The 25,536-nt window shown below is 71.4% G+C and carries 23 protein-coding genes; 13 read left to right on the forward strand and 10 right to left on the reverse strand.

Annotation, left to right across the window (positions count from 1 at the left end; all coding sequences use genetic code 11):
• Positions 1-144 precede the first annotated feature (144 nt).
• The 4 genes from ACXJMZ_RS02810 (at position 145) to ACXJMZ_RS02825 (ending at position 5,329) form a co-directional block, all read left to right on the forward strand.
• A complete protein-coding gene (locus ACXJMZ_RS02810) occupies positions 145-894 on the forward strand; it encodes an isoprenyl transferase (RefSeq protein ID WP_057228005.1) in 750 nt (249 codons plus the stop codon).
• Positions 895-1,228: 334 nt separating this feature from the next.
• Positions 1,229-2,563: a PhoH family protein gene (locus tag ACXJMZ_RS02815; RefSeq protein WP_457028366.1), complete on the forward strand. Its 1,335-nt coding sequence runs from the start codon at positions 1,229-1,231 to the stop codon at positions 2,561-2,563.
• A gap of 431 nt (positions 2,564-2,994) precedes the next feature.
• Positions 2,995-3,675 (forward strand): aggregation-promoting factor C-terminal-like domain-containing protein, encoded by a 681-nt coding sequence (locus ACXJMZ_RS02820; RefSeq protein WP_057227273.1) that lies wholly within the window; start codon positions 2,995-2,997, stop codon positions 3,673-3,675.
• Positions 3,676-4,045: 370 nt separating this feature from the next.
• Positions 4,046-5,329: an AI-2E family transporter gene (locus tag ACXJMZ_RS02825; protein ID WP_457028367.1), complete on the forward strand. Its 1,284-nt coding sequence runs from the start codon at positions 4,046-4,048 to the stop codon at positions 5,327-5,329.
• Positions 5,330-5,432: 103 nt separating this feature from the next.
• On the opposite strand, the gene ACXJMZ_RS02830 is transcribed toward ACXJMZ_RS02825, so the two are convergent.
• Positions 5,433-5,975, reverse strand: a complete 543-nt coding sequence (locus ACXJMZ_RS02830) for an alkyl hydroperoxide reductase (protein ID WP_457028368.1) — start codon at positions 5,973-5,975, stop codon at positions 5,433-5,435.
• 3 nt (positions 5,976-5,978) lie between these two features.
• On the reverse strand, positions 5,979-6,530 hold the full coding sequence (locus ACXJMZ_RS02835; protein WP_057227269.1) for a peroxiredoxin: 552 nt from the start codon (positions 6,528-6,530) through the stop codon (positions 5,979-5,981).
• Between the two features lie 122 nt (positions 6,531-6,652).
• Here ACXJMZ_RS02835 and ACXJMZ_RS02840 point away from each other — a divergent pair, with 122 nt between their 5' ends.
• The 3 genes from ACXJMZ_RS02840 (at position 6,653) to ACXJMZ_RS02850 (ending at position 9,516) form a co-directional block, all read left to right on the forward strand.
• Entirely contained in the window at positions 6,653-7,600 is a 948-nt protein-coding gene (locus tag ACXJMZ_RS02840) for a LysR substrate-binding domain-containing protein (protein WP_457028443.1), read from the forward strand.
• 114 nt (positions 7,601-7,714) lie between these two features.
• Entirely contained in the window at positions 7,715-8,806 is a 1,092-nt protein-coding gene (locus ACXJMZ_RS02845) for an AAA family ATPase (protein ID WP_457028369.1), read from the forward strand.
• Positions 8,803-9,516 (forward strand): HNH endonuclease, encoded by a 714-nt coding sequence (locus ACXJMZ_RS02850; RefSeq protein WP_457028370.1) that lies wholly within the window; start codon positions 8,803-8,805, stop codon positions 9,514-9,516. The genes ACXJMZ_RS02845 and ACXJMZ_RS02850 overlap by 4 nt, the downstream gene beginning before the upstream one ends.
• Here ACXJMZ_RS02850 and ACXJMZ_RS02855 read toward each other — a convergent pair whose 3' ends face one another.
• The 3 genes from ACXJMZ_RS02855 to ACXJMZ_RS02865 form a co-directional block, all read right to left on the reverse strand.
• Complete coding sequence (locus ACXJMZ_RS02855; RefSeq protein ID WP_457028371.1) at positions 9,517-11,340, reverse strand: ATP-binding SpoIIE family protein phosphatase; 1,824 nt, start codon at positions 11,338-11,340, stop codon at positions 9,517-9,519.
• A gap of 43 nt (positions 11,341-11,383) precedes the next feature.
• Positions 11,384-12,034 carry a class I SAM-dependent methyltransferase gene (locus ACXJMZ_RS02860; protein ID WP_457028444.1) on the reverse strand — a complete coding sequence of 217 codons (651 nt, stop codon included), beginning with the start codon at positions 12,032-12,034 and terminating at the stop codon, positions 11,384-11,386.
• Between the two features lie 586 nt (positions 12,035-12,620).
• A complete protein-coding gene (locus tag ACXJMZ_RS02865) occupies positions 12,621-15,590 on the reverse strand; it encodes an AfsR/SARP family transcriptional regulator (RefSeq protein WP_457028372.1) in 2,970 nt (989 codons plus the stop codon).
• Positions 15,591-15,772: 182 nt separating this feature from the next.
• Between ACXJMZ_RS02865 and ACXJMZ_RS02870 the strand changes: the two genes are divergently transcribed.
• Positions 15,773-16,000, forward strand: a complete 228-nt coding sequence (locus ACXJMZ_RS02870) for a hypothetical protein (RefSeq protein WP_457028373.1) — start codon at positions 15,773-15,775, stop codon at positions 15,998-16,000.
• A 58-nt stretch (positions 16,001-16,058) separates the two neighbouring features.
• On the opposite strand, the gene ACXJMZ_RS02875 is transcribed toward ACXJMZ_RS02870, so the two are convergent.
• Positions 16,059-17,726: a fumarate hydratase gene (locus tag ACXJMZ_RS02875; protein ID WP_457028374.1), complete on the reverse strand. Its 1,668-nt coding sequence runs from the start codon at positions 17,724-17,726 to the stop codon at positions 16,059-16,061.
• Between the two features lie 179 nt (positions 17,727-17,905).
• Between ACXJMZ_RS02875 and ACXJMZ_RS02880 the strand changes: the two genes are divergently transcribed.
• Both ACXJMZ_RS02880 and ACXJMZ_RS02885 read left to right on the forward strand, forming a co-directional pair.
• Positions 17,906-18,631 (forward strand): DUF1707 SHOCT-like domain-containing protein, encoded by a 726-nt coding sequence (locus ACXJMZ_RS02880; protein ID WP_457028445.1) that lies wholly within the window; start codon positions 17,906-17,908, stop codon positions 18,629-18,631.
• 252 nt (positions 18,632-18,883) lie between these two features.
• On the forward strand, positions 18,884-19,276 hold the full coding sequence (locus ACXJMZ_RS02885; protein WP_457028375.1) for a WhiB family transcriptional regulator: 393 nt from the start codon (positions 18,884-18,886) through the stop codon (positions 19,274-19,276).
• 223 nt (positions 19,277-19,499) lie between these two features.
• Here ACXJMZ_RS02885 and glpX read toward each other — a convergent pair whose 3' ends face one another.
• Positions 19,500-20,537 carry a class II fructose-bisphosphatase gene (gene glpX, locus ACXJMZ_RS02890; RefSeq protein WP_057227253.1) on the reverse strand — a complete coding sequence of 346 codons (1,038 nt, stop codon included), beginning with the start codon at positions 20,535-20,537 and terminating at the stop codon, positions 19,500-19,502.
• A gap of 239 nt (positions 20,538-20,776) precedes the next feature.
• On the opposite strand from glpX, the gene ACXJMZ_RS02895 reads away from it, so the two are divergent.
• A complete protein-coding gene (locus ACXJMZ_RS02895; protein ID WP_457028376.1) occupies positions 20,777-21,280 on the forward strand; it encodes a DUF4245 domain-containing protein in 504 nt (167 codons plus the stop codon).
• Between the two features lie 64 nt (positions 21,281-21,344).
• On the opposite strand, the gene ACXJMZ_RS02900 is transcribed toward ACXJMZ_RS02895, so the two are convergent.
• A complete protein-coding gene (locus ACXJMZ_RS02900; protein ID WP_457028377.1) occupies positions 21,345-21,938 on the reverse strand; it encodes a malonic semialdehyde reductase in 594 nt (197 codons plus the stop codon).
• A gap of 138 nt (positions 21,939-22,076) precedes the next feature.
• Positions 22,077-22,313, reverse strand: a complete 237-nt coding sequence (locus tag ACXJMZ_RS02905; protein WP_057227247.1) for an exodeoxyribonuclease VII small subunit — start codon at positions 22,311-22,313, stop codon at positions 22,077-22,079.
• A 71-nt stretch (positions 22,314-22,384) separates the two neighbouring features.
• On the opposite strand from ACXJMZ_RS02905, the gene ACXJMZ_RS02910 reads away from it, so the two are divergent.
• The gene (locus tag ACXJMZ_RS02910) at positions 22,385-22,873 is read left to right on the forward strand and encodes a GNAT family N-acetyltransferase (RefSeq protein WP_457028378.1); all 489 of its coding nucleotides are present in this window, start codon (positions 22,385-22,387) and stop codon (positions 22,871-22,873) included.
• Here ACXJMZ_RS02910 and xseA read toward each other — a convergent pair.
• On the reverse strand, positions 22,864-24,075 hold the full coding sequence (xseA, locus tag ACXJMZ_RS02915; protein ID WP_457028379.1) for an exodeoxyribonuclease VII large subunit: 1,212 nt from the start codon (positions 24,073-24,075) through the stop codon (positions 22,864-22,866). The genes ACXJMZ_RS02910 and xseA overlap by 10 nt on opposite strands.
• 118 nt (positions 24,076-24,193) lie before the next feature.
• Between xseA and ACXJMZ_RS02920 the strand changes: the two genes are divergently transcribed.
• On the forward strand, positions 24,194-25,522 hold the full coding sequence (locus tag ACXJMZ_RS02920) for a TerD family protein (protein WP_457028380.1): 1,329 nt from the start codon (positions 24,194-24,196) through the stop codon (positions 25,520-25,522).
• Positions 25,523-25,536 lie beyond the last annotated feature (14 nt).

Consider the following 25,536-nt stretch of genomic DNA (forward strand, 5'->3'; position numbering starts at 1 on the left):
TCGGTACCTGCGGCTTTACCGTGCGGACCGGTCCGGGAGTAGGCTGCGCGAGGGTATTTGCCGTACCCGAGGGGACCGAGCACAAAGGGGCCGAACAACATGGGTCTGCGGGACGTGGTGGAGCGCACGCCGGGTCTCCGAACCATGCTGGACAACGCCTACCGGCTCTACGGCCGCCGGGTCGAGGTCCACCTCGCCAACACCCCGCACCACATCGGCGTGATCCTGGACGGCAACCGCCGCTGGGCCCGCGCCACCGGCGGCACCACGGCCGACGGACACCAGCGCGGTGCGGACAAGATCAGCGAGTTCCTGGGCTGGTGCGACGAGACGCACGTCCAGGTGGTCACGCTCTGGATGCTCTCCACCGACAACCTCTCCCGCCCGGCCGACGAGCTGGTGCCGCTGCTCGGGATCATCGAGGACACCGTCCGCCGGCTCGCCGCCGACGGACGCTGGAAGGTCCACCCGGTCGGCGCGCTCGACCTGCTCCCGTCCCGGACCTCCGACGTGCTCAAGGAGGCCGCCGAGGCCACCTCCGGCATCGACGGCATCACCGTCAACGTCGCCGTCGGGTACGGCGGCCGGCACGAGATCGCCGACGCGGTCCGCTCGCTGCTCCAGGAGCACGCGGGCCGGGGCACCTCGATCGAGGAGCTCGCCGAGATCCTCGACGTCGAGCACATCGCCGAACACCTCTACACCAAGGGCCAGCCCGACCCCGACCTGGTGATCCGCACCTCGGGCGAGCAGCGGCTGTCCGGCTTCCTGCTCTGGCAGAGCGCACACAGCGAGTTCTACTTCTGCGAGGCCTACTGGCCGGCCTTCCGCAAGGTCGACTTCCTGCGGGCCCTGCGCGACTTCCAACTGAGGAACCGTCGCCTCGGGCTGTGAGACGGGCGGGCGCGGGGCTGGGGGTGTGGGGGTCGTCCCCCACGGTGACGCAGCCTGCTTCTGCGAGGCCTGCTGGCCGGCCTTCCGCGAGGTCGCCCAGGAAGGTGTGGGGCCTCCGGGCGCTGCGCGACTTCCAACTGAGGAACCGTCGCCTCGGGCTGTGAAGGTCCCGGGTGGGAGCTGACGCACCGAAAGTTAACCAACGATGATCCGTCGTTGGGTTCGCGGCGCGGTTCGCCTGGGAATACCCCTCTCAGACCGGTACTCCGGCCAACCGGGGTCGCGGGGACCGGCATGCCGCGGGTGACGCAGGGTCATCCGCTCTGGAGGCCTAGTGGTCAGTACAAAGAGCCGCCGGACACCAGACCGGCGCACGTACGTTCTCGACACCAGCGTGCTCCTGGCGGACCCACTCGCCATGACCCGTTTCGAGGAGCACGAGGTCGTCCTCCCCGTGGTGGTGGTCACGGAGTTGGAGGCCAAGCGGCACCATCCGGAGCTGGGCTACTTCGCCCGCCAGGCGCTCAGGCTGCTGGACGACTTCCGGGTCCGCTTCGGGCGCCTGGACGAGCCGATTCCGGTCGGCGAGCTCGGTGGCAGCATCCGGGTGGAGCTCAACCACTCGGACACCTCGGTGCTCCCGGCCGGCTACCGGCTCGGCGGCGGTGAGGCGGACACCAGAATCCTCGCCGTCGCGCGCAATCTGCAGGCCGAGGGGTACGACGTCACCGTCGTCTCCAAGGATCTGCCGATGCGGATCAAGGCCAGTGCGGTCGGCCTGCTCGCCGAGGAGTACCGGGCCGAGCTGGCGATCACCTCCGGTTGGACCGGAATGTCCGAACTGCAGGTCTCCGGCGACCAGGTGGACGCGCTGTTCGGCGCGGGCCACGACCTCGCGGTGGACGTGCAGGGCGCGGAGGAGCTCCCGGTGCACACCGGGCTGGTGCTCACCTCGGAGCGCGGCCGGGCCCTCGGCCGGGTCACCCAGGACGGCCGGGTCCGGCTGGTCCGGGGCGACCGGGAGGTGTTCGGGCTGCGCGGCCGGAGCGCCGAGCAGCGGGTCGCCCTCGATCTGCTGCTCGACCAGGAGGTGGGGATCGTCTCGATGGGCGGCCGGGCGGGCACCGGCAAGTCCGCGTTGGCGCTGTGCGCCGGTCTGGAGGCGGTGCTGGAGCGGCAGCAGCACCGGAAGGTGATGGTCTTCCGGCCGCTCTACGCGGTCGGTGGGCAGGAGTTGGGCTATCTGCCCGGTTCCGAGTCGGAGAAGATGAGCCCCTGGGCGCAGGCGGTCTTCGACACCCTCTCGGCCGTCACCACCCCGGACGTGATCGAGGAGGTGATCTCCCGCGGGATGCTGGAGGTCCTCCCGCTCACCCACATCCGGGGCCGGTCGCTGCACGACGCCTTCGTGATCGTGGACGAGGCGCAGTCGCTGGAGCGGAACGTCCTGCTCACCGTGCTGTCCCGGATCGGCCAGGGCTCGCGGGTGGTGCTCACCCACGACGTCGCCCAGCGCGACAACCTCAGGGTGGGCCGGTACGACGGAGTGGTCGCGGTGGTGGAGAAGCTGAAGGGGCACCCGCTGTTCGCCCACATCACGCTGACCCGCTCGGAGCGCTCGCCGATCGCGGCGCTGGTGACGGAGCTGCTGGAGGACGTGAACCCCTAGGCCGACCTGGGCCAACCTCGGTCATAACGGGGCAGAACCGGACAGCGGGACCTGGTACGAAGTATCAGGTCCCGCTGCTGTCACCACATCTGACGGTCCTTCGCCGGGTACTCGGGCAAACGTGCTGGTCGCGAAGTCTGTGAGATGCGCCACGCAACCGGGAATTGCGTTGACCCGTCCCCGTGCGGCATGGTGAGGGTTCTGTCAGGCCCCGCGTACGGCACATATCACCCGACAACTCCGGTTATCGGGTGGACAACTGAACAAGGATGAGCCGTACGCCGCCCGAACGAAACGCCGATCCGGCACTTGCCGGTCCGGTGCCGGGCCCGTGTCTCCCGTGACCAGAGCACCATCATGGAGACCAGCGACCAGGGGCATGTTGCGCCCCCAGCGGTCACGTGTACGGGGCGACGCCGGAAGGAAACCATGTGACTCGGATCTCGGTCCGGGGAGTTGCTGTCGCCTCAGCCACCGCCGTCACCGCTGTCGGTGCCGTCGTGGGTGTGGCCTCGGGCAGCGAGGGCACGCAGACCCAGACGGTCGACGTCGCCGGAGCCACCCTGCTCCAGGACGTCCCGATCGGTGCCCAGGCGCAGGCCGTCAGCGACCACTTCACCGCTCAGGCGAACGCTCAGCAGGCGTCCGCCGACGCCGCGGCCAAGAAGGCTGCCGAGGAGGCCGCGCGCCTGAAGGCCGCTGCCGACGCGCAGGCCAAGGCCGACGCCGAGAAGGCCGCCAAGGCCGCCGAGGCGAAGCGCAAGGCCGACGAGGAGGCCGCGAACCGCGCCAAGGCGCGCTCCGTGATGACCCCCGTCAGCCCGGGCTCGGTCCAGGAGATGGCACTCCAGATCGTCGGCGACCAGACCCAGTTCCAGTGCTTCAGCCAGATCGTGAAGCGCGAGAGTGGCTGGGACTACACCGCCAGCAACCCCAGCTCCGGTGCCTACGGTCTGGTCCAGGCGCTGCCCGGCACCAAGATGGCCTCGGCCGGCGCCGACTGGCGGACCAACCCCGCGACCCAGATCAAGTGGGGCCTGAACTACATGAACAGCCGCTACGGCTCGCCCTGCGGCGCGTGGTCGTTCTGGCAGTCGCACCACTGGTACTAGACACACCGTCAGACCACACGTACGGCCCCGATCCCCCTGGGATCGGGGCCGTCGTCGTCTCCCGGTGCCCGCAGGGGCGGGCCGCGCCGCCCGGGCCGGCTGACCAGCGCGCCTCGGGCGGTGCGGTCCTGGGTGCGGTACGCGACGCCCCGGAGTGGGTCCTGGATGCTCCGGAGCGGCCGGTCCGCGGACGGTTGGTCCGTGTAACGGGGCCCTTCCCCGCATTTAGGGGGATCGAAACATAGTGGTGTGTGACGGTTTGTCGGATCGTTACCGCCGAACTCCCGGGTGCTGCCCCGTCTCGGCCGGGTACCGTCGTCCCGGACGGCCGTGGCGGGACCCACGGCGCGAACGGGGAGCGGTGGTTCGGGTGGCACAGGGCTGGTGGATATCGCGGGCGGCGGTCCGGCTGGGCAGCGAGCTCCAGCAGCGGGCTGCCCTCGCGGCCGCACGCAACGAGCAGCAACCGGAGGAGCCGCTCCCGGCACCCCGTGAACCCGAGCCGGTGGTGGTCGAGATCAAGCCCGAACCGGTACGCGAGTACCACGCACCACGCCCGGCCACCCCGGCCGAGGCGGTGCCCTGGAGTCTGCGGGTGGCGGCCGAGTCGACCTGGCGGTTGCTGCTGCTGGCCGCCGCGCTCTACCTGCTCTTCGAAGTGGTCGACATGCTCCGGCTGGTCGCCTTCGCGGTGCTGGCCGCCCTGCTGATCTCCGCCCTGCTGGAGCCGACCGTCTCCTGGCTGCGCCGGCGCGGTGTACCGCGCTCGGTGGCGGCGGCAGGAACGTTCCTGAGCGGGGTGGCCGGGATCGGCCTGGTCGGCTGGTTCGTGATCTGGCAGGTGACCACCAACCTGCACTCGGTCACCGACCAGGTCCAGGAGGGGGTCGAACGGATCCGGGACTGGCTGGTCACCGGACCGCTGCACCTGACGGAGCAGCAGATCACCGACTTCGCCAAGCAGATCTCCACCGCGATCGGCACCAACTCCGAGCAGATCACCTCCGCCGGGTTCACCGGCGTGACCATCGCGGTCGAGGTGCTGACCGGCGTGGTGCTCACCGCCTTCACCACGTTCTTCCTGCTCTACGACGGCGCCAAGATCTGGGGCTGGGCCATCGGCATGCTGCCCCGGCAGTCCCGCTACGCGATGGCCGGCGCGGGCCCGAAGGCGTGGGCCACCCTGACCGCGTACGTGCGCGGCACCGTGTGCGTGGCCTTCATCGACGCACTCTGCATCGGGATCGGCATCCAGCTGCTCGGTGTCCAACTGGCGCTGCCGCTGGCCGTGATCGTCTTCCTCGGAGCCTTCGTGCCGCTGGTCGGCGCACTGGTCACCGGGACCATCGCGGTGCTGATCGCGCTGGTCACCCAGGGGCCGTTCACCGCGCTGATGGTGATGGTCGTGCTGGTCGCGGTGCAGCAGATCGAGGGGCACCTGCTCCAGCCGCTGATCCTCGGCCGCGCGGTCCGGGTCCACCCACTGGCCGTGGTTCTCGGCGTCGCGGCGGGCACCATCGTCGGCGGCATCGGCGGCGCGATCGTCTCCGTCCCCCTGATCGCCGTCACCAACACCGTGGTGGTCCACCTCCGCCGCCGCGCGGCGGCGGGCCAACAGGTGTTCGAAGCCCTCGAAGCCGCACGCTCCCACTGAGGGACTCGGGCACACGCCAAGGGGCTCGGGGAACTGCGACGCCGACCTCGAAAAAGGTCACGCGTACGTAGTTCCCCGAGCCCCTTGGTGGTGCAACTGACCGTCAGACCAGGGCGGCAGCCAGCACAGCCTCGGAGTCGAGGGTGGCCGCCACGGCCTGGAGCACCGCCGCGATCTTGATCGAGGCCTGGATGACCTCGCGGTCGACGCCCGCCTTGCGGAGCACGCCCTCGTGCGAGTCGAGGCACTGACCGCAGCCGTTGATCGCGGAGACCGCGAAGCACCACAGCTCGAAGTCGGCCTTCTCCACACCCGGCGTGCCGATGATGTTCATCCGCAGCCCGGCCCGCATCCCGCTGTACTCCTTGTCGGAGAGCAGGTGGGTGGTCCGGTAGTAGACGTTGTTCATGCCCATGACGGCGGCCGCGCCCTTGGCGGCGTTGTACGCCGCCGGGCTCAGCTCGGCCTTGGCGACGGGTTCCAGCTCACGGAGCACCGCCGGCGAGCGGGTCGCCATGGCGCAGGAGAGCACCGTGCCCCAGAGCTGCTGTGCGGGCAGCTCGGAGTTGCCTATGACCGCGCTCAGGTTGAGCTTGAGGTCCTTGGCGTAGTCCGGCAGGGCGGCCTTGAGCTCGTCCAGTGCCATCGGTCAGCCCGCCAGCAGGGTCTGGGCGTCGAGGGTGTCCTCGCCCTTGGTCCAGTTGCACGGGCAGAGCTCGTCGGTCTGCAGGGCGTCGAGCACCCGCAGGACCTCCTTGGGGTTACGGCCGACGGAACCGGCGGTCACCATGACGAACTGGATCTCGTTGTTCGGGTCCACGATGAAGACCGCGCGCTGGGCGGTGCCGTCCGCACCCTCGACGCCGCAGGCCCGCATCAGGTCGTGCTTGACGTCGGCCAGCATCGGGAAGGGCAGGTCGCGGAGGTCCTTGTGGTCCTTGCGCCAGGCGTGGTGCACGAACTCGGAGTCGCCGGAGACGCCGAGGATCTGGGCGTCACGGTCGGCGAACTCCTCGTTCAGCTTGCCGAACGCCGCGATCTCGGTCGGGCAGACGAAGGTGAAGTCCATCGGCCAGAAGAAGACGATCTTCCACTTGCCCTCGTAGGACTTGTGGTTGATCTCGGCGAAGGCGTTCGCGGCGTCGAGGTCGACACAGGCGTTGAGTTCGAACTCCGGGAACTTGTCACCGATCGTAAGCACGATTCGCTTCTCCAGGCTTGGAAACTGAGGGAAAGTGTCCGCAATGCGGACAACATCCACAGTCGCATACGGCTACTGATAGCGGAAATCGTTAGACTCGTTCCAACTGATCGGAGAGAGTTATCAGTACTGCGAACCCCAAGCCCCGCACCCCCACCATCGCCCAGCTGAAGGCCTTCCTGGCAGTCGCCGAGCACCGGCACTTCCGCGAGGCCGCCGCAGCCGGCGGCACCAGCCAGCCCGCACTGTCCGGCGCGGTCGCCGCGCTTGAGGAGACACTCGGCGCGCAGCTGGTCGAGCGTACGACGCGGAAGGTCATCATCACTCCCCTGGGGGAGCGGGTTGCCGATCACGCGCGCCGGGTGCTGTCCGCTCTGCACGCCCTCACGGAGGAGGTCGAGGCGGCCCGCCGGCCGTTCACCGGGCCGCTGCACCTCGGGGTGATCCCGACCGTGGCACCGTACCTGCTGCCGACCGTGCTCCGGCTGGTCCGGGGCAGCTACCCCGAGCTCGAACTGCATGTGCACGAGGAGCGCACCCCCGCGCTGCTGGACGGCCTGGCCGCCGGGCGGCTCGACGTGCTGCTGCTCGCGCTGCCCTCCGGCGGCGCCTCGCCGACCCGGGACATCCCGCTGTTCGACGAGGACTTCGTGCTGGTCACTCCGCCCGAGCACGAGCTGGCCGGCCGGGTCGACGTGCCCCGGGACGTACTGCTCGACCTGGACGTGCTGCTGCTGGAGGAGGGGCACTGCCTGCGCGACCAGGCCCTCGACCTCTGCCGGGAGATCGGCGCGGACGGCTCCGGCGGTTCGACCCGGGCGGCCGGGCTCTCCACCCTGGTCCAGCTGGTGGCGGGCGGGCTCGGGGTGACCCTGCTGCCGGCCACCGCCCTGGACGTCGAGGCGGGCCGGACCGACCGGCTGGCCGCCGTCCGGTTCGCCGACCCGGCGCCCGGCCGCCGGATCGGCCTGGCCACCCGCCCGGGCTCGGCCCGCACCCCGGAGTACGAACGGTTCGCCACCGCGCTGCGCGAGGTGCTGGTCGAGCTGCCGGTGCGGATCGTCCCGTGATGCGTGGTTTGCCGCCCCGCCGCCTGAGGTTCTCCCCGAGTTGCCGGTCAGGACCGTGCTGTGACGGGTAATCACTCCCTAGGCTGACCGCAGTGATCGGGGAGGGGTGGGCGGATGTACGTCTCCAGGCTCGAAGTGGAGAACCTGCGCGGCTTCCGGGGTGTCAGGAACGTCGATCTCGACCTGACCAGGCCGGACGGCTCGCACGCCGGCTGGACGGTGCTGGCCGGGCCGAACGGTGCGGGCAAGACCACGCTGCTGGCGGCCCTCGCGGCCGCCCTGGGCGAGGAGACCGATCCGGCGGGCTGGCTGGCGCCGGGCGAGGACGAGGGCGGTATCCGGCTGGACGGCGCGCACTGGCGGGTCACCCGGACCGAGGACGGCATCACCGCGCGGCGCAACGGCGTGCTCGGCTTCTGGGCCGGCTACCCCGCCCGGCGTGAACTCACCGAGGGCATCGGCTGGTTGGCTGGCCAGCAACTGCAGGCCCTGGAGCGTCAGCCCGGTGCGGTCGAGCTGGTGGCCGGGGTCCGCGCGCTGCTCGACGACGGGCTGCTGCCCGCCGGGTACCGGATCGGCCGGATCGACAGCGACGGGCTCCAGGTCGACTGCGGCGGGACGGAGCACCCGCTCGGCGGCGGCCTGGCGGCGGCCGTCGGCCTGGTGCTCGACCTGCTGGCCCGGATCCACCAGGCGTACCCGGAGCAGGAGTTGGTGATCGACGGCACGCCGCCGACGGTGCCGGTGCCCGGCGTGGTGCTGATCGACGAGGTGGAGGCGCACCTCCACCTGGACTGGCAGCAGCGCCTGGGGGAGTGGCTGGTCGGACACTTCCCCGGTCTCCAGTTCATCGTCAGCACCCACAGCCCGTACGTCTGCCAGTCGGCCGACCCGGGCGGGCTGGTCCGACTGCCCGGCCCCGGCGAGGAGTCGGCGCCGTACGTGCTGGACGAGGACCTGCACCAGCGGATCGTCTACGGGAGCGGGGACGACACCGCGCTGACCGAGCTGTTCGGGCTGCCGAGCGTCTACTCCCCGCAGGCCGAGGCCGAGCGGCGGCTGCTGATCGCGCTGGAGCGCAAGCTGTACGCGGGGCACGCCTCCAGCGCCGAGGTGGCCGAGTACCGGGAGCTGGGTGCCCGGTTGAACGCCTCGCTGGCTGCCCGGGTGGACGAGGCCAGGGACAGGCTGGGCGGTGCCCGATGATCCCGCTGCAACGGCCGCCGCTGACCGAGCAGTTGGAGGCAGAGCTGGCCCGCCGCACCGAGGCGATCCGGAAGGCCGGGCCGACCACCGCGACCGGCCGGGCGGCCTGGCGGACGGCCCGCGAGCCCAAGGCCAGGCTGCGCACCCTGCTGCACCGGATGACCCCCGGCCTGCTGCGCTGCATGTACTGCGGCGACAACCTGGGCACCGACATCGACCACTTCGAGCCGATCGCCCGGGCCCCGCTGCGCACCTTCGACTGGCACAACCACCTGCTGGCCTGCGCCTACTGCAACTCCAACCAGAAGCGCGACCGCTTCCCGACCGACCCGGCCAGCGGCACCCCGCTGCTGATAGACCCGGCCACCGAGGACCCGGCCGACCACCTGCTGCTCTACCTGGAGTCCGGCGCCTACCAGGGCCTGACCGCCAAGGGCCACGCGACCATCGACGTCTTCGCCCTCAACTCCCGCGCCGAGCTGGTCCGGGGCCGCCGCCTGGCCTTCACCGTGGTCAAGGCCCTGCTCCGGGACTGGCACACCCGCACCACCGCCGGGGACCACGCCACCGCCGCCGAGATCGCCGACGCCCTCGATCTGCTCTGGCAGGCCGACGTGGTCCGCGCGGTGTATCGCCTGGCCGGGAACCCGTCGTTGGCGGAGGTCGTCCTGGGCCCCGAAGCCTCGACTGCTCTGACCGCCCTGGCTTGATCAAACCTTCGGCAACCGCTGCTCGAACCACACGACCTTCCCCGCCCCCAGCCGGGTCGCCCCCCACCGCTCCGCGCACCGCGCGACTATCTGCAGCCCCCGCCCGCGCTCCTCCTCGGGCCCGGCCCGCCGGGCCCGAGGCAACAACGCGCTGTCGTCACCGACCTCGCACCGCAGCACCGACGTCCGCACCAGCCGCAGCGTCACCGGGCGGGTGGCGTGCTGGATCGCGTTGGTGACCAGCTCACTCACCATCAGCTCGGTGTTCTCCGCCAGCGTCTCCAGGCCCCACCGTCGCAGTGCGTGGCCGACCAACCGCCGTGCCCGGCCCGGGGTTTCGTGCCGGGGCTGGAGGTACCAGTACGCCACGTCCTCGGCCGGGATGCCGTCGAAGGCGGCGGCCAGCAGGGCGACGTCGTCGGCCCGGTCGCCGGGCGGGAGGATCCGCAGCGCCTCCTGGCAGAGGTGCTCGGGGGAGTGCCGGTGCGCGCCGCTCAGCCGCGCCCGGAGCAGCTCCAGGCCGGTGGTGAGCGACCGCCGCCGGGACTCCACCAGGCCGTCGGTGAACAGCACCAGCGCGGATCCGGGCGGCGCGGGCAGCTCGACCGAGGTGAAGTCCACCCCGCCGACCCCGATCGGCGCCCCGGGCGGCAGCTCCAGCAACTCGGCCCGCCCGTCCGGGCCGACCAGCACCGGCGGTACGTGGCCCGCGTTGGCGAGCACCACCCGATTCGCGATCGGGTCGTAGACCGCGTACACGCAGGTGGCCAAGTGCTGCTCCCGGCCGAGGCGTTGGGCCTGCTCGTCGAGGTGGTAGAGCACCTCGTGCGGGGGCAGGTCGAGGGCGGCCAGGGTCTGCGCGCTGGTGCGCAGCTGGCCCATGATGGCGGCCGAGGTGAGCGAGTGGCCCATCACGTCGCCGACGATCAGGGCGACCCGGTTGCCGGGCAGCGGGACGGAGTCGTACCAGTCCCCGCCGACCTGGGTGCCGCGCTCGCAGGGCAGGTAACGGTGCGCCAGCCGGACCCCGTGCCGCTGCGGCAGGTGGGTGGGCAGCATGCTGCGCTGCAGCTCGTCGGCGATCTCCCACTCGCGGGTGTAGCGCAGCGCGGTGTCCACCGCGAGCCCGCCCTGGGTGGCCAGGTGGGCGGCGGTCGCGGTGTCGGTGGCGTCGAAGGCCAGCGCGGCGTCGTACGCGGAGGTCAGCTCGAAGGTGTCCGGCGACTGCGGGGTGCCGCCGAACGGCGTCGGCCGGGGAACGGCCGGGGTGACCTTGCCGGGTCGCCGGATCAGCAGCAGCAGGCCGAGCACCGTCTTACGGCCGCGCAGCGGCAGCGCCAACAGTGCTGTGCCGCTGGCGAGCCGGCCCAGCGTACGGGCGCCGTAGAGCTCCTCCAGCAGCGGCCGGAGCCGGGCGGCGGAGGGGGTGCCGAGCACGACCGGGCCGGTCGGGAACTGCTGGTCGAGCGCCCGGGACACCGGCCCGCCGGGCCGTAGCCGGCGCGTCCCGGACCGGCGGCCGAGCCGGGTGCCGTGCCGGTGATGGATGGTCAGCGCGGTCGGGCTGCCCGGGTCGCGCTCCAGGTCGGGCAGCGGCTCGCGCAGGTGCACCACGGCCGCGTCGGCCAGCGCCGGGACCAGCACCTTGCCGAGGTTGCGCAGCGTGGCGGCCAGGTCGAGCGAGGTGTTGATCCGTCGGGTCGCGCTGTCCAGGTACGCCAGCCGCTCGGCCGTGCGCGGCCGCCCGCCCGGCAGCGGCGACGGGCGACGCTGGGGCGGGACGGCGGGAGGCTGCCCGGTCAGGGGCTCGGGAAGGTCGCGCACAGGCTGCCGTTCTGCGAGAGGAGAGCTGGGGACCAACAGTCGATCAGCCGACCCGTCGACAGCGGAGGAAGAGCTGCTCCTCCGGCGGCAGGGTGGTGCTCGCGGGGGCGTACGGGTGGCCGGAGTGCGCCTCGACCGAGAACCCGGCCCGGTGCAGCGTCTGCTCCAGCTCCTCCCGCAGGTAGCCGCTGATTCTTATCTCGTGGCCGAGGAACGGCAGCGGGGCGTCGTCCAGATCCGCCTCGACCATGCCGAGCGCGAGCAGGCCGCCCGGCCGGAGCAAGGTCCGGATCTGCCCGAGCACCTCGGCGATCTCCGCCTGCGGCAGCAGGATGAGCGAGAAGAACGCGGTGGCCGCGGCGTACCGCCCGGCCGCTGCCGGGCCCAACTCCGGTGCGCCCCAAGCCCGTACGGCGCGCTCGGTGGCCAGGTCGTACATGTCGATCCGGTGGTACTCGGCGCCCGGCACGCCCTGCCTGGCTAGCCGCAGCATCCCGTCCGAGAGGTCGACCCCGGTCACCCGGAGGCCGCCGTCGGTCAGCTGGCGGACCGTCGGATCACCGGTGCCGCAGCCGATGTCCAGCACCGGGGCACCCGGCTCCAGCGCGTCGAGCAGCCACTCACCGCAGGCCAGCTGACCGGCCTTGTCCGGAAACGCCTCGGCATAGCGGGCGCCGATGGTGTCGAAGGCCACCGCCTGGAGTGCGCGCTCGGTGCGACGACGGCACTGGGGGTCGGCATGGAAGGGCCCGTGGCCCTGGGCGGGATCGGATATCTGTCCGGTCGTCACGATTGAGAGGCACCTTTCCACCCTGGCCGCCACCCGCCGGTGCCCGGGCTGCCGCCTGTCGGCGCCGTCCACCGCGCGTGACGGTCCGTCACGCTCCCGCGTCACTCTGTGCTGCGTCGCCGCCCTGCCTGTCGCTCCGCTCCACTTGCCGGCCCGCCGTCAATACGTCGCTGGCCTCCGAGAATAGGCGCGATCAACGGACCATAGGGTCCATTTCCGGCCAACTCGTGGGTGTTGGGATGAATTTGGCCGGGATGGCCGGAGCGTTCCGGGGCGGTCGGGGGTGGTGCGAAACCCCGCCTCGCGCCGCGTGGCGCGACGGGGTGGCCCGCCCCGAGCTGTGTTGGTGCAGGCCGCTCCGGCGTTTATCGGATGTCAATCGGCGGGTGCCAGAGTAGGGACCAGCGCCGGGGAAGCGTCGAGGTGCTCCCGCAGCCGGGGGGCTGCGGGAGTACTGACACGTCGAGGGGGCCTGCCGGGGGGCAGGTGGTCACGGCGCGGGGGGTGCGGCGGGCTCGGTGTGCTGTTGCTGCTCGATGAGGTCCTGCACGGGGAGGACTTCGGGCACACCGAGCCGCGTGAACACGGCGAGCGCCTCCTGAAGACAGGCCAGCCCACGCGCGGGCTGACCCAGTTTCAGGAGCGCCTCGCCGAGCGCCGCGTTGGCCAGGCCCTGGCAGTACGCGGCATCCAGCTCCTGGGCGATCGCGAGCGACTCGTCCGCTGCCTCGGCCGCCTCGGCGTACTGGCCGTCGGCGAGCAGGCAGGGCGCGAGACGGGCGAGGGAGTAACCCTCCCAGAGCCGGTGCTGCTGTGAGCGGTAGAGCTCGTTGGCCTCGCGGAGGTGTCCTGCCGCTTCGGCCGGCGCGCCGGTGGATCGCAGCACGACGCCCAGTTGGTACAGCGTGTCCGCGAGGCAGGCGGTGTTGCCCGAGATCCGGGCCGCGGCCTCCGCCTCCTGGGCCGACCGTACGGCGGCTTCCGGCTGACCGAGATCGAGGTGGGCCCGGGCGATGTTCCCCAGCAATCGTGCCGCGCTGACACTCGCGTCCAGACTGTGGCTGATCGAGTGGGCCTGCTCGAAGAACGGCAGTGCCTCGGCGGTACGGCTCGCCAGACTCAGCACGATCGCGAGCAGGTTCGCGACCGAGATCCTCAGGTAGGTGCGGTCGTCCCGGCCGAGCAGGTCCAGGCTCTGCCGGAGCGAGACCTCGGCGTGCTGGTACTCCCCGGACATGTGCTGCAGGAAGCCCAGGGCGAAGCGGATCCGCGCGAGCGCGGGAGCATCGCCCTGTGGCTGGGCGTTGATGTCCGCCGTGTGCAGGGCGATCCGGATCCGCTGACCGTGGGTCGGGTCCTCCACAAGACTGTTGAGCATGATCAGCAGGTCGACGGCGGGGCGGAGCAGTTCGAGGGGTTCCCGGACGGCAGCCTCTATGGTGCTCAGCAGCAGGGCGAGCTCCGACTTGAGCCAGCTGCCGGCGGCGGCACTGTCCGCCAGCGTCAGACCGGCGGCGATCGGCTGGTGCAGGGTCTCGGGCAGGAGGTCGTCCGGCTCCATGGCCCGGGCGGCGTTCCGCATGGTGGCCAGCAGCAGGTCCAGCAGCCGGAGCAGGGCGGCCTGTTGCTCGCCGGTGTCCTTGAGCTTCTCGTTCTGCCGCTGGGCGAACAGTCTCAGCAGGTCGTGGTAGCGGTACCGGCCGGGAGTGAAGCACTCCAGCATGTTGGCCTCGACGAGTGCCTCGGCCAGCGACTCCGCGTCGTCCTGGTCGGTGCCGAGCAGGGCGGCGACCGCTTCCAGCGGCAGGTCGGGAGTGTCCACCACGGAGAGCAGCCGGAAGGCGCGTGCCTCTTCCGGACGCAGCTGGCCGTAACCGAGACCGATGGTGGTCTCCACCGCCAGGTTTCCGAGTTGTAGCTCGTGCAGCCTTCGCCGCTGGTCCGCTAAGCGCCTGGCGAGGTCCGAGACGCTCCACCGAGGGCGGCTGGCCAGCCGGGCGGCGGCGATCCGGACCGCGAGCGGAAGAAACCCGCAGGCCGTCACCACCGCGAGTGCGGCGTCCTGTTCGGCAGCCACCCGCTGCTCGCCGACGATGGCCGAGAACAACGCCAGCGCCTCATCGGGCGTCAGCTCCTCGACATCGACCAGGTGCGCCCCTGGCAGCTCGGCCAGCCGGGAGCGGCTGGTGATGAGTACGGCGCTGCCGGAGACGCCCGGGATCAGCGGGGACAGCTGCCGGGCGTCCTTGGCGTTGTCCAGCAGGATCAGCATCCGGCGTTCGGCGAGCAGCGAACGGTACAGCGCGGCGCGCTGCTCCAGGGTGTCCGGAGTCTCCGGCACGCCCAGTGAGTACAGGAAGTCGCCCAGCACCACGGCTGGATCCGCCGGTGACGCGCTGGGGCCTCGCAGGTCGACGTACAGCTGCCCGTCGGGGAACTCCGAGCGGATGCTGTGGGCCAGGTGTACGGCCAGCGTGGTCTTGCCGACGCCGCCGATGCCCGCCAACGAGGTCACCACCACCGCCTGTCCCGAGCCGCTCCGGAGTACGTCCCGCAGCTCACGCACCAGCTCGGACCGGCCGCTGAAGTCCGATACGTCCGCCGGAAGTTGGGCGGGTGGGACGAAGGCTGCCGCTTCCTCGGAGTCCGGCTTCGCGATCACGGTCAGGGTGGGCATCAGGGTCGGGTCGGCGGCCAGGATGCGTGAGTGCATCGCGGCCAGCCCGGCACCTGGTTCGACTCCCAGCTCCTCGATCAGCAGCTTGCGGGTGTCGGTGTAGACGCCGAGGGCCTCCGCCTGGCGGCCGCAGCGGTAGAGCGCGAGCATCAGGAGCTCGCGGAGCTGTTCGCGCAGTGGGTGCTCGGCGGACAGTGAGCTCAGCTCGGTCACCGTCTCGGCGTGCAGGCCGATCTCCAGTGCTGCTGCGCAGCGCTCCTCGCAAGCCGCGATCTGACGCCCCACCAGCTGGTTCCGGTGGTTTTCCGCGTGCGGACCGGGGATGCCGGCCAGTGGGCGGCCGCTCCACAGGGAGAGCGCGGAGGCCAGCAGCCGGTGAGTCTCGCGGTAGTCGCCGTTCGCCCTGGCCACTGCGGCCCTGGCGGCCCCTTGCTCGAAGGCGGTGAGGTCGAGCGACTCCGGCGGGATCCGCAGAGCGTACCCGTCGCTCACCGAGACCAGCAGCTCGGCGGGGGCTCGCATCTCGCGGTTGGGCTCGATCAGCGCGCGTAGCCGGGAGACATACGTCCGCAGCGCGGCCACGGCCTGCGGTGGGGGTCGATCGCCCCACAGGCCGTCCACCAGTTCCTGCGTGGTGACCGGGCGGCCCTGGTTGAGGAGCAGTGCGACCAGGACGGCCTGCTGCTGTGGTGAGCCGAGTGCCAGGTGTTGCTCGCCGCGCCAGGCCTGCACGGGGCCGAGCACCTGGAAGCGCAGTGGGTGCGGCTGCCCCTGAAGCTCCATGAGAGTTCCCCCGATGATGGCCAAGGTGAGGCGCCAGCTTATGAGGAAGCCGGCAAACGTTGGAGAAGCAGACGGACCTCGGGATGTTTATAAGACATTTAGCGAGACCTACGATACTGGGCCCGCGCCCTGACCCGTCCGTCCGGGCTGACACACAATCTCATTACCTGAAAGGCGGCGTCATGGCCGACATCGAGACCACCACCACGACCCCGGCACCGATCCAGCCGACGGCCGAGGTCGCACCTGTCGAGCAGACCCTCACCGCCGTGGACCCGGAGGCGCAGCTACTGGAGGTCCTTGAGGACCTGGCCGCCGACGAGCCGGAGAGCGACGCCGTCCCGCCCGTGACGGAGCCGAAGAAGACCGGCGACTTCGAGCCACTCGGTACGGTCACCAACCGCCCGTAAGGAAAAGCGGAATGCCAGTGCCCCACTCCACCACGCAGGCGGAGCGGGGCACTTGTCGTTATTCCGCGGACCGCACCCGAAGGCTGGTGATCAGCGGTCCGTCGGTGACCTCCGCGAAGAAGTCGTTGCCCTTGTCGTCGACCACGATGAAGGCCGGGAAGTCCTCGACCTCGATCCGCCAGACCGCCTCCATGCCCAGCTCGGCGTACTCCAGCACCTCGACCTTGCGGATGCAGTCCTGCGCCAGCCGCGCGGCGGGCCCGCCGATCGAGCCGAGGTAGAAGCCGCCGTGCTCGGCGCACGCCTTGGTGACCTGCTTCGAGCGGTTGCCCTTGGCGAGCATCACCATCGAGCCGCCCGCCGCCTGGAACTGGTCGACGTAACTGTCCATCCGCCCGGCCGTGGTGGGGCCGAACGAACCCGAGGCGAAGCCCTCCGGGGTCTTGGCCGGGCCGGCGTAGTAGACCGGGTGGTCCTTCAGGTACTGCGGCATGCCCTCGCCCGCGTCCAGCCGCTCCTTGATCTTCGCGTGCGCGATGTCGCGGGCGACCACCAGCGTGCCGGTGAGCGAGAGCCGGGTCTTCACCGGGTACTTGGCGAGCTCGGCGCGGATCTCGGACATCGGCTGGTTCAGGTCGATCCTGACCACGTCGTCGTCAAGGTGCTCGTCCGTGGTGTCCGGCAGGTACTTCGCCGGGTCGGTCTCGAGCTGCTCCAGGAAGATGCCGTCCGCCGTGATCTTGCCCAGCGCCTGGCGGTCGGCCGAGCAGGAGACGGCCATCGCGACCGGCAACGAGGCACCGTGCCGGGGCAGCCGGATCACCCGGACGTCGTGGCAGAAGTACTTGCCGCCGAACTGGGCGCCGATGCCGATCTTCTGGGTCAGCTCGGTGACCTTGGCCTCCAGCTCCAGGTCGCGGAAGCCGTGCCCGGTGGCCGCGTCGCCGCTGGTCGGCAGCTCGTCCAGGTAGTGCGCCGAGGCGTACTTGGCGGTCTTCAGCGCGAACTCGGCACTCGTACCGCCGACCACGATCGCCAGGTGGTACGGCGGGCAGGCCGCCGTGCCGAGTGAACGGATCTTCTGCTCGAGGAAGTTGAGCATCGAGTCCTCGTTCAGGATGGCCTTGGTCTCCTGGTAGAGGTACGACTTGTTGGCGCTGCCGCCGCCCTTGGCCATGAACAGGAACTTGTAGGCGTCGCCGTCCGCCGCGTACAGCTCGATCTGGGCCGGCAGGTTGTTGCCGGTGTTCTTCTCGTCCCACATCGTCACCGGCGCCATCTGCGAGTAGCGCAGGTTCAGCTTGGTGTACGCGTCGAACACGCCGCGGGCGATGGCGGCCTCGTCGCGGCCCTCGGTCAGCACGTTCTGGCCGCGCTTGCCCATCACGATCGCGGTGCCGGTGTCCTGGCACATCGGCAGGATGCCGCCGGCCGAGATGTTGACGTTCTTCAGCAGGTCCAGCGCGACGAAGCGGTCGTTCGGGCTGGCCTCCGGGTCGTCCAGGATCCGGCGGAGCTGGGCCAGGTGGGCCGGGCGCAGGTAGTGCGAGATGTCGTGCATCGCCTCGGCGGTGAGCAGCCGCAGGGCCTCGGGCTCGACCTGGAGGAAGCGGCGGCCGCCGGCCTCGACGACGCTGACGCCCTCGGAGGTCAGCTTGCGGTACGGCGTGGGATCCGCACCGAGGGGGAGGAGGTCGGAGTACGCGAACTCTGGCGTGGGAGCCATGGGTGGAGGTCCTTAACTGATCCGGCTGCGTCGACGAAGCACCTTCAAGACTAGGTCCCGGCCGAGCGGCCGGTGCGCGCAGGTGAACCTGCGTGACCGGGGTCACGCCGACTACCGCCGAACTCTCGTTCGGGAGGGGGTCCGGTGGCTAGGCTGGCTCCGTGGACAACTCGCCGTCGATGGACGACCAGCCGGGCCAGTCGCCCGTACCGATGACCAAGTCCGAGGCCAAGCCGGACCTGACCAAGAAGCCCTTCGACGCGGCTCCGGTGGCGGAGGCCGAGCTGCGCGCCTCGGACGCCGACCGGGAGCGGATCGCCGAGCTGCTGCGGGACGCGTACGCCGAGGGCCGGCTCACTGTCGAGGAGCACTCCGAGCGGATCGAGGCGGCCTACAACGCCCGCACGCTGGGCGAGTTGGTGCCGCTGACCAGGGACCTGCCCGCGCACCGGCCGCTCTCCGCCGAGCAGCCGCAGACTACGGCCCCGCGCGCACCGCAGTCGCAGCCGCAGCTGCCGGCCCGGAGCGAGTCGCCGACCATGGTGGCGGTCTTCGGGGGCAGCAGCCGGAAGGGCCGCTGGCGGGTGGGCTCGCACCTGCGCGCGGTGGCGGTGTTCGGCGGGGTGGAGATCGACCTCAGTGACGCCGTGTTCGAGTCGCCCGAGGTGGAGATCGAGGTCTGGGCGGTCTTCGGCGGCGTCGACATCAAGGTGCCGGAGAACGTCTCGCTGCACGGCAGCGGGGTCGGGATCTTCGGCGGCTTCGACGTCCGGGAGCAGACCTCGGCCGATCCGTACGCGCCGGTGGTCCGGGTGAAGGGCGCGGCGATCTTCGGCGGCTGCGAGGCCAGGCCCCGGCGCGGCAAGAAGCTCCGGGAGTGGGTGCGCAAGCAGCTCGACGGCTGACCGTTCGTGACCTCACGGGCCGTCAACTTCGGGGCGGGCACTCGATCCTGGGTCGAGTGCAGCCTGTAGTCGGCCGCATGCGGTGTGCATGAATCCGGCGGTGGCGGGGTAGTTCCAGACGCATATCGTTTCTTGTACGGCTGTGACCCCGGGGGCAGTTGAAACCTACGGATGCCGCGAGCGGGGTCGGTAACGGGGCAGCCGGGCAGGGAACCTTCCCCCGAGTTCTCTTGAGCCCGTCAGGAGTTAGCCGTGCTGCATCCCATCGAGTCCAGCGCCCGTGTCGCCCCCCAACCGGCGGCCCGTAGTACCACCGCTCCGGCGGCGGTGGCGGCGCAGCGGCTCGACCAACGGGAGGACAGTCCCTGGCACACCGGGGCAGCCTGCCGACGGGACGAGGCCGGGCTGTTCTTCGCCCCGTCGAAGGAGCCCACGGCGGCCCGGCTGTCCCGGGAGGAGCACGCCAAGCAGGTCTGCGCGCGCTGCCCGGTCCTGCTGGAGTGCCGGGAGCACGCCCTGGCCCAGCCCGAGCCGTACGGCGTCTGGGGCGGCCTCACGGCGGCCGAGCGCCGGGTGGTGCTGGCCCGGCGGCGGCGCCGGGAGGCCGAGCTGCGGATACCGGCGGCCCGCCGGATAGCCGGCTGAACCGAGCCCGGCCGTCGAGGGCTGCGCTCTGGGCAGGTGCTCAGCCGTTGACTACCCAGGGGCTCGGGGAACTGCGAGGAGATCTGGCGCCGGGGTCACAGGCGAAAGTGCCTGACCACCTACGCACGGATCACCTTGTCCGAGGTCGGCGTCGCAGTTCCCCGAGCCCCTGGGCCGTAGACGGCTGATGCGCAGAGCGCAGGTGCCCGAGCCCCGGGGTGCGTCAGTTGGCGCGGTCGAAGTCGATCGCGCTGTAGGCCCGCAGCTTGGAGAGCTTGTGGGTGGAGTCGATCTGACGGATCGTCCCGCTCTTCGAGCGCATCACCAGCGAGCTGGTGGTGGCGGTGGCCTGGCGGTAGTGCACGCCGCGGAGCAGCTCGCCGTCGGTGATGCCGGTGGCGACGAAGAACACGTTCTCGCCGCTGACCAGGTCGTCGGTGGTGAGCACCCGGTCCAGGTCGTGCCCGGCGTCCAGCGCCTTCTGCCGCTCGGCGTCGTCCTTCGGCCAGAGCTTGCCCTGGATCACGCCGCCCATGCACTTCATGGCACAGGCCGCGATGATCCCCTCGGGGGTGCCGCCGATGCCCATCAGCAGGTCGACGCCGGTGCCCGCGCGGGCGGTCATGATGGCGCCCGCCACGTCGCCGTCGGTGATGAACTTGATCCGGGCGCCGGCCTCGCGGATCTCCTTGACCAGACCCGCGTGGCGCGGCCGGTCGAGCACCATGACGGTGACGTCCTCGACCGAGCTGCCCTTGGCCTTGGCGACCCGGCGGATGTTCACGGCGGCGGGGGCGGTGATGTCGACGTAGTCGGCGGCCTCGGGGCCGCAGACCAGCTTGTCCATGTAGAAGACCGCGCTCGGGTCGAACATGGTGCCGCGGTCGGCGACGGCCAGCACCGCGACGGCGTTGGCCATGCCCTTGGCGGTGAGCGTGGTGCCGTCCACCGGGTCCACAGCGACGTCGCACTCGGCGCCGGTGCCGTCGCCGACCCGCTCGCCGTTGTAGAGCATCGGGGCTTCGTCCTTCTCGCCCTCACCGATGACGACCACGCCGTTCATCGACACGGTGGACACCAGGGTGCGCATGGCCTTCACGGCCGCGCCGTCGGCGCCGTTCTTGTCGCCCCTGCCGACCCACCGGCCGGCCGCCATGGCGGCGGCCTCGGTGACCCGGACGAGTTCGAGGGCGAGGTTCCGATCGGGGGCCTCCGGGGCCACGATCAGGGAGCTGGGGAAGTTGCTGTGCTGGGCGGTCATCGTCGATACCTCTCTGTACGCGACGGCCAGAGCGCCCGACAAGTGCCAGGTCGAACGCCGTGATGAGGGTCCTGCGATCGTATCTGCCCACCTCATGGCTGTCTGTGGCGCACCCCCGGCTGGCCTCGTACTGCGTCCACTGGCCGTTCCCCGGCCGGATTCACCCGTCCGGGAGGACCCCGGTGGTAGGGGTGGGGAAGGGGATGGTTCACGATGAGGGGGTGGCAGGGAAAAGCAGCATGAGAGGCCGGCAGACGGTACGGGACATGGTCCTGTCGATGCTGGCGATCGGTGGCGTGGTCTTCGTCGGGTACCTCTTCATCCCGCACTCCGAGGGCTCCGGGCTGAAGGCGGTCGACTACCGCTCCTCGGCAGCCTCGGCCAAGCGCGCCGCGCCGTACCCGGTGCTGGCCCCGGAGGGCCTGTCCGACCGGTGGAAGGCCACCTCGGTCGAGTACAACCAGGACAAGAAGCGGCCGAAGGCCTGGCACCTGGGCTTCCTCACGCCGGGCGGCCAGTACGCGGCGGTCGAGCAGAGCCTGGAGCCCCGCGAGAAGGCGGTCACCGACACGGTCGAGGGAGCGAAGCCGGACGGTACCGCGACGATCGGCGGCCAGGAGTGGCAGCGCTACCAGGGCAAGTCCTACCGCGCCCTGGTGGTCCAGAGCGGCAGTGCCACCACCGTTGTCGTCGGCAGCGCAGGCTGGGAGGAACTCACCGAGTTCGCCCAGTCGCTGCGGTAGTACTCGGAACGTACCGAAGCCCCCGGCCGTGGCCGGGGGCTTCGTCGTACCTGCGGGGTCACCGTCAGACGGTGGTGACAACCTCGTCGTAGGCCAGGCGCGGGGAGCGCGGGTACCAGGCGTCCTCGCCCGGCTTGCCGATGTTGACCACGGCCAGCACCGAGTGCTCGCCGTCGGCGAAGAACTCCTTGTTGATGCCCTCGGCGTTGTAGCCGGTCATCGGGCCGGCGGCCAGGCCGGCGGCGCGGACGCCGAGGATGAAGTAGCCGGCCTGCAGCGCACCGTTGAAGTGGGCGGACGCCTCACGGACCGGGCGCTCGGTGAAGAACAGCTCGGCGGCCTGCGGGAAGGACGGGAGCTGGGCCGGCAGCTCCTCGTGGAACTCGTTGTCGGCGGCCAGGATCGCGACCAGCGGGGCGGTGGCGGTCTTGGGCTTGTTGCCGTCGGCCATGTGCTGCAGCAGGCGCTCGCGGCCCTCGGGGGAGCGGACCAGGATCACGCGCAGCGGCTGCTGGTTGAACGCGGTCGGGGCGAACTTGACCAGGTCGTAGATCGCCTGGACCTGCTCGTCGCTGACCGGCTCGTCGGTGAAGGTGTTGGCGGTGCGGGCCTCACGGAAGAGCAGGTCCTGGGCGGCGGCGTCGAGAGCCAGGGTCATTACGGATCCACCTCTACGGGATATACGTCTGCGTCACGGAGCAGCGGTTTGCGCGCCGTTCGGTACGGTCCAACGTTAGGTGAAACTTAAACCATTCCGCAACTGGCCTGTGAACCACGTCACATGGTGAGATGCGAGCTACTCGCCGCCGGTCTCCCCGCCCTCGGCGGCCAGTGCCGCGTCCAGCCGGGCCCGGGCGCCGTCCAGCCAGCGCTGGCAGACCTTCGCCAGCTGCTCGCCGCGCTCCCAGAGAGCCAGTGACTCCTCCAGGGGGACGCCGCCCGCCTCCAGCTGCCGGACCACGTCGAGCAGCGCATCCCGCGCCTGCTCGTAACCGAGGCTGTCGTCCGCGTTATTCCCCTGCTGCTCTGTCATTCCGTCAGGGTAGGCGTTGCGGCGGACAATTCGGGTGTGTCCCGGTGCCGTCGCTGGCTACCCTCGGCGCCATGACGCCCCAGGTGAGACCCGCCACCCCCGAGGACGCCGCCGAGCTGGTCCGGCTGCGCGGCCTGATGTTCGAAGCGATGTCGGGGAAGCCGGACCCGGGCGGCTGGCAACCGGCCGCCGAGCAGGTGCTGCGCGAGCGGCTGGCCGGCCCGGACGACCGGCGCACCATGCCCGCCTTCGTGGTCGACGACCCGGACCTGCCCGGCCGGCTGGCCGCCTGCGCGGTCGGCACCCTGGAGCGACGGCTGCCCGCACCCGGGCACCCCGACGGCCTGTTCGGCTTCGTCTTCAACATCTGCACCGCCCCCGGCCACCGCCGCCGGGGCTACGCCCGGGCCTGTACCGAGGCCCTGCTGGCCTGGTTCGACGCCCGCCGGGTCACCAGGATCGACCTGCACGCCACCGAGGGCGGCGAAGCGCTGTACCGCAGCCTCGGCTTCCACGAGCACTCCGTACCACTCTCCCGCCAGCGGCTGCTTCAGTCCTGACGGGCCGTGACCTCGAAGGCGCCCTCGGCGACCCGGGCGTGCAGCAGCTCGCCGGGTGTCAGGTCGGCCGGATCGCTGACCACCCGGCCGTCGGCGTGCTGGAGCACCGCGTAGCCGCGTTGCAGGGTGGCCAGCGGGGAGAGTGCGACCACCCGGGCCAGGGTGTGGCCGAGGTCGGACTCGGCGGCGTCCAGCCGGTGGCCGAGGACCCGCCGGGAGCGCTCCAGGAGGGCCGCGACCTGCTCGGCCGGGCCGTCCACCAGCCGGTGCGGGGCGGCCAGCACCGGACGGCTGAGCAGACCGGCCAGGCCCGCCTGCTCACGCTCCACCCGGTGGGTGATGTGCCGCCTGGCCCGGTCCCTGAGCTGGTGCACCCGACTCAGCTCCTCGTTCACGTCCGGCACCACCCGCTTGGCGGCGTCGGTCGGGGTGGAGGCCCGCAGGTCGGCGACGAAGTCCAACAGCGGCTGGTCCGGCTCGTGCCCGATCGCGCTGACCACCGGCGTACGGGCGGCGGCCACCGCCCGGAGCAGGCCCTCGTCCGAGAACGGCAGCAGGTCCTCCACGCTGCCGCCGCCGCGGGCCACGATGATCACGTCCACCTCGGGGTGCTCGTCCAACTCCCGTACGGCGGCGGTCACCTGGGCCACGGCGGCGTTGCCCTGCACCGGGACGTTCCGGATCTCGAAGCGGACGGCGGGCCAGCGGCGCCGCGCGTTCTCCAGTACGTCGCGCTCGGCGGCCGAGCCCCGGCCGGTGACCAGGCCGACGCAGTGCGGCAGGAACGGCAGCCGCTGCTTGCGCTCGGCGGCGAACAGGCCCTCGGCGGCCAGCTTTCGCTTCAGGTGCTCCAGCCGGGCGAGCAGCTCGCCCAGGCCGACCAGCCGGATCTCGGTGGCCCGCAGCGAGAGGGTGCCCCGGGCGACGTACCACTCGGGTCTGGCGAAGACCAGCACCCGGGAGCCTTCCTGGACGTCCTCGGCGACCTGGTCGAAGACCTGCCGGAAGCAGGTGACGGTCAGTGAGACGTCCCGGTCCGGGTCACGCAGCGTCAGAAACACCACGCCCGCCCCCGGGCGCCGACTGATCTGGGTGATCTGCCCCTCTACCCAGACCGCCCCGAGCCGGTCCACCCAGCCGCCGATGAGCGCGGAAACCTTGCCGACCGGGATCGGCGCCTCGGGAGAGCTGCTGTTGGCCATACCGACGAGGCTAACCCTCTGCACCGACGCACTCCTTCGATGCCGCGCGCCGCCTGTGCGCCCCTTCGGCTCTAGGGTGGAGGCCGAGCAGGCGTCAACTTCGGGGAGCGGCGGGCTGATGGTGATTTCCAAGGGTGCGAACGTGCCGGTGGCGGCGGCCGAGGTGCTGGTCGAGCTGGGCTGGTCGACCGGCCCCGGCGTGCCGGACGCCGACGCGTCCGCGCTGTTGCTGGCGGGCGGCCGGGTCAGGTCCGACGCGGACTTCGTCTTCTACAACCAGCCGCAGGACGCCTCCGGGGCCGTCCGGCACACCGGGAAGCGGTCCGCCCCGGGCTCGGTGGTGGACACCCTGACCGTCCGGCTGGCCGGGCTCGACCCGGCGGTGGAGACGGTGGTGCTGGCCGCCTCCAGCGACGGCGGCCGGTTCGGCGCGCTGCCCGGGCTGTACCTGCGGGTGCTGGACGCGGCCTCCGGGACGGAGCTGGTCCGGTTCGAGGACACCGGGGCGGACACCGAGACGGCCTTCGTGCTCGGCGAGCTGTACCGGCGCGGCGAGGGCTGGAAGTTCCGCGCGGTGGGCCAGGGGTACGCCTCCGGGCTGGCCGGGCTGGCCACCGACTACGGCATCCAGGTCGACTCGGAGCCCGCTCCGGCTCCGGTGACCACCCCGGCTGCTGCTCCCGCTCCTGCCCCGCCGGTCGCGCCGCCCGCGCCGTACGCCGCTCCGCCGATGCCCGTGACCGCCCCGGCGGCCGCACCCGTGGCGGCGCCGCCCAGCTTCACCAAGATCACGCTGACCAAGGAGGCCCCCCGCCTGTCGCTGCGCAAGCACGGTGCGGTCGGCGGCCTGCTCCGGGTCAACCTCAACTGGGCCGCGGCCGCCGGTGCGCCGCAGAAGCAGCAGACCAGCGGCGGCGGTGCCGCAGGCTGGCTGGCGAAGCGGATGCGGGCGGCGGGCCCGTCCCCGATGGCCGGCCGGGACCTGGACCTGGCCTGCCTCTGGCAGCTCCGGGACGGCAGCTCCGGGATCGTGCAGGCGATCGGGCAGCGGTTCGGCGGGTTGTACGAGCCGCCGTTCATCCAGCTGGCCAACGACGACCGGACCGGCGCGGTGACCACCGGCGAGGACCTCTGGATCAACCTGGACCACGCCGACCTGATCCAGCGTCTGGTGGTCTTCGCGTTCGCCTTCGACAACCAGCCGCTGACCGGCCTGAACGGCCTGGCCACCCTCTACCCCGCCACCGGTGCACCGGTCGAACTGCCGCTGGACGGCTGCGACTTCCCGGCCACCAGCTGCGTGGTCGCACTGCTGGAGAACGAAGGCGACGGGCTGGTGGTGAACCGCCAGGGCCGGTACTTCCAGGCGGTCGAGGGCCGGTCGAACCACCAGCAGATCGACGAGGCGTACGGCTGGGGCCTGAACTGGAGTGCGGGCCGCAAGTGACGCCCGGCCGGGAG

It is taken from the genome of Kitasatospora sp. P5_F3 (assembly GCF_054049135.1).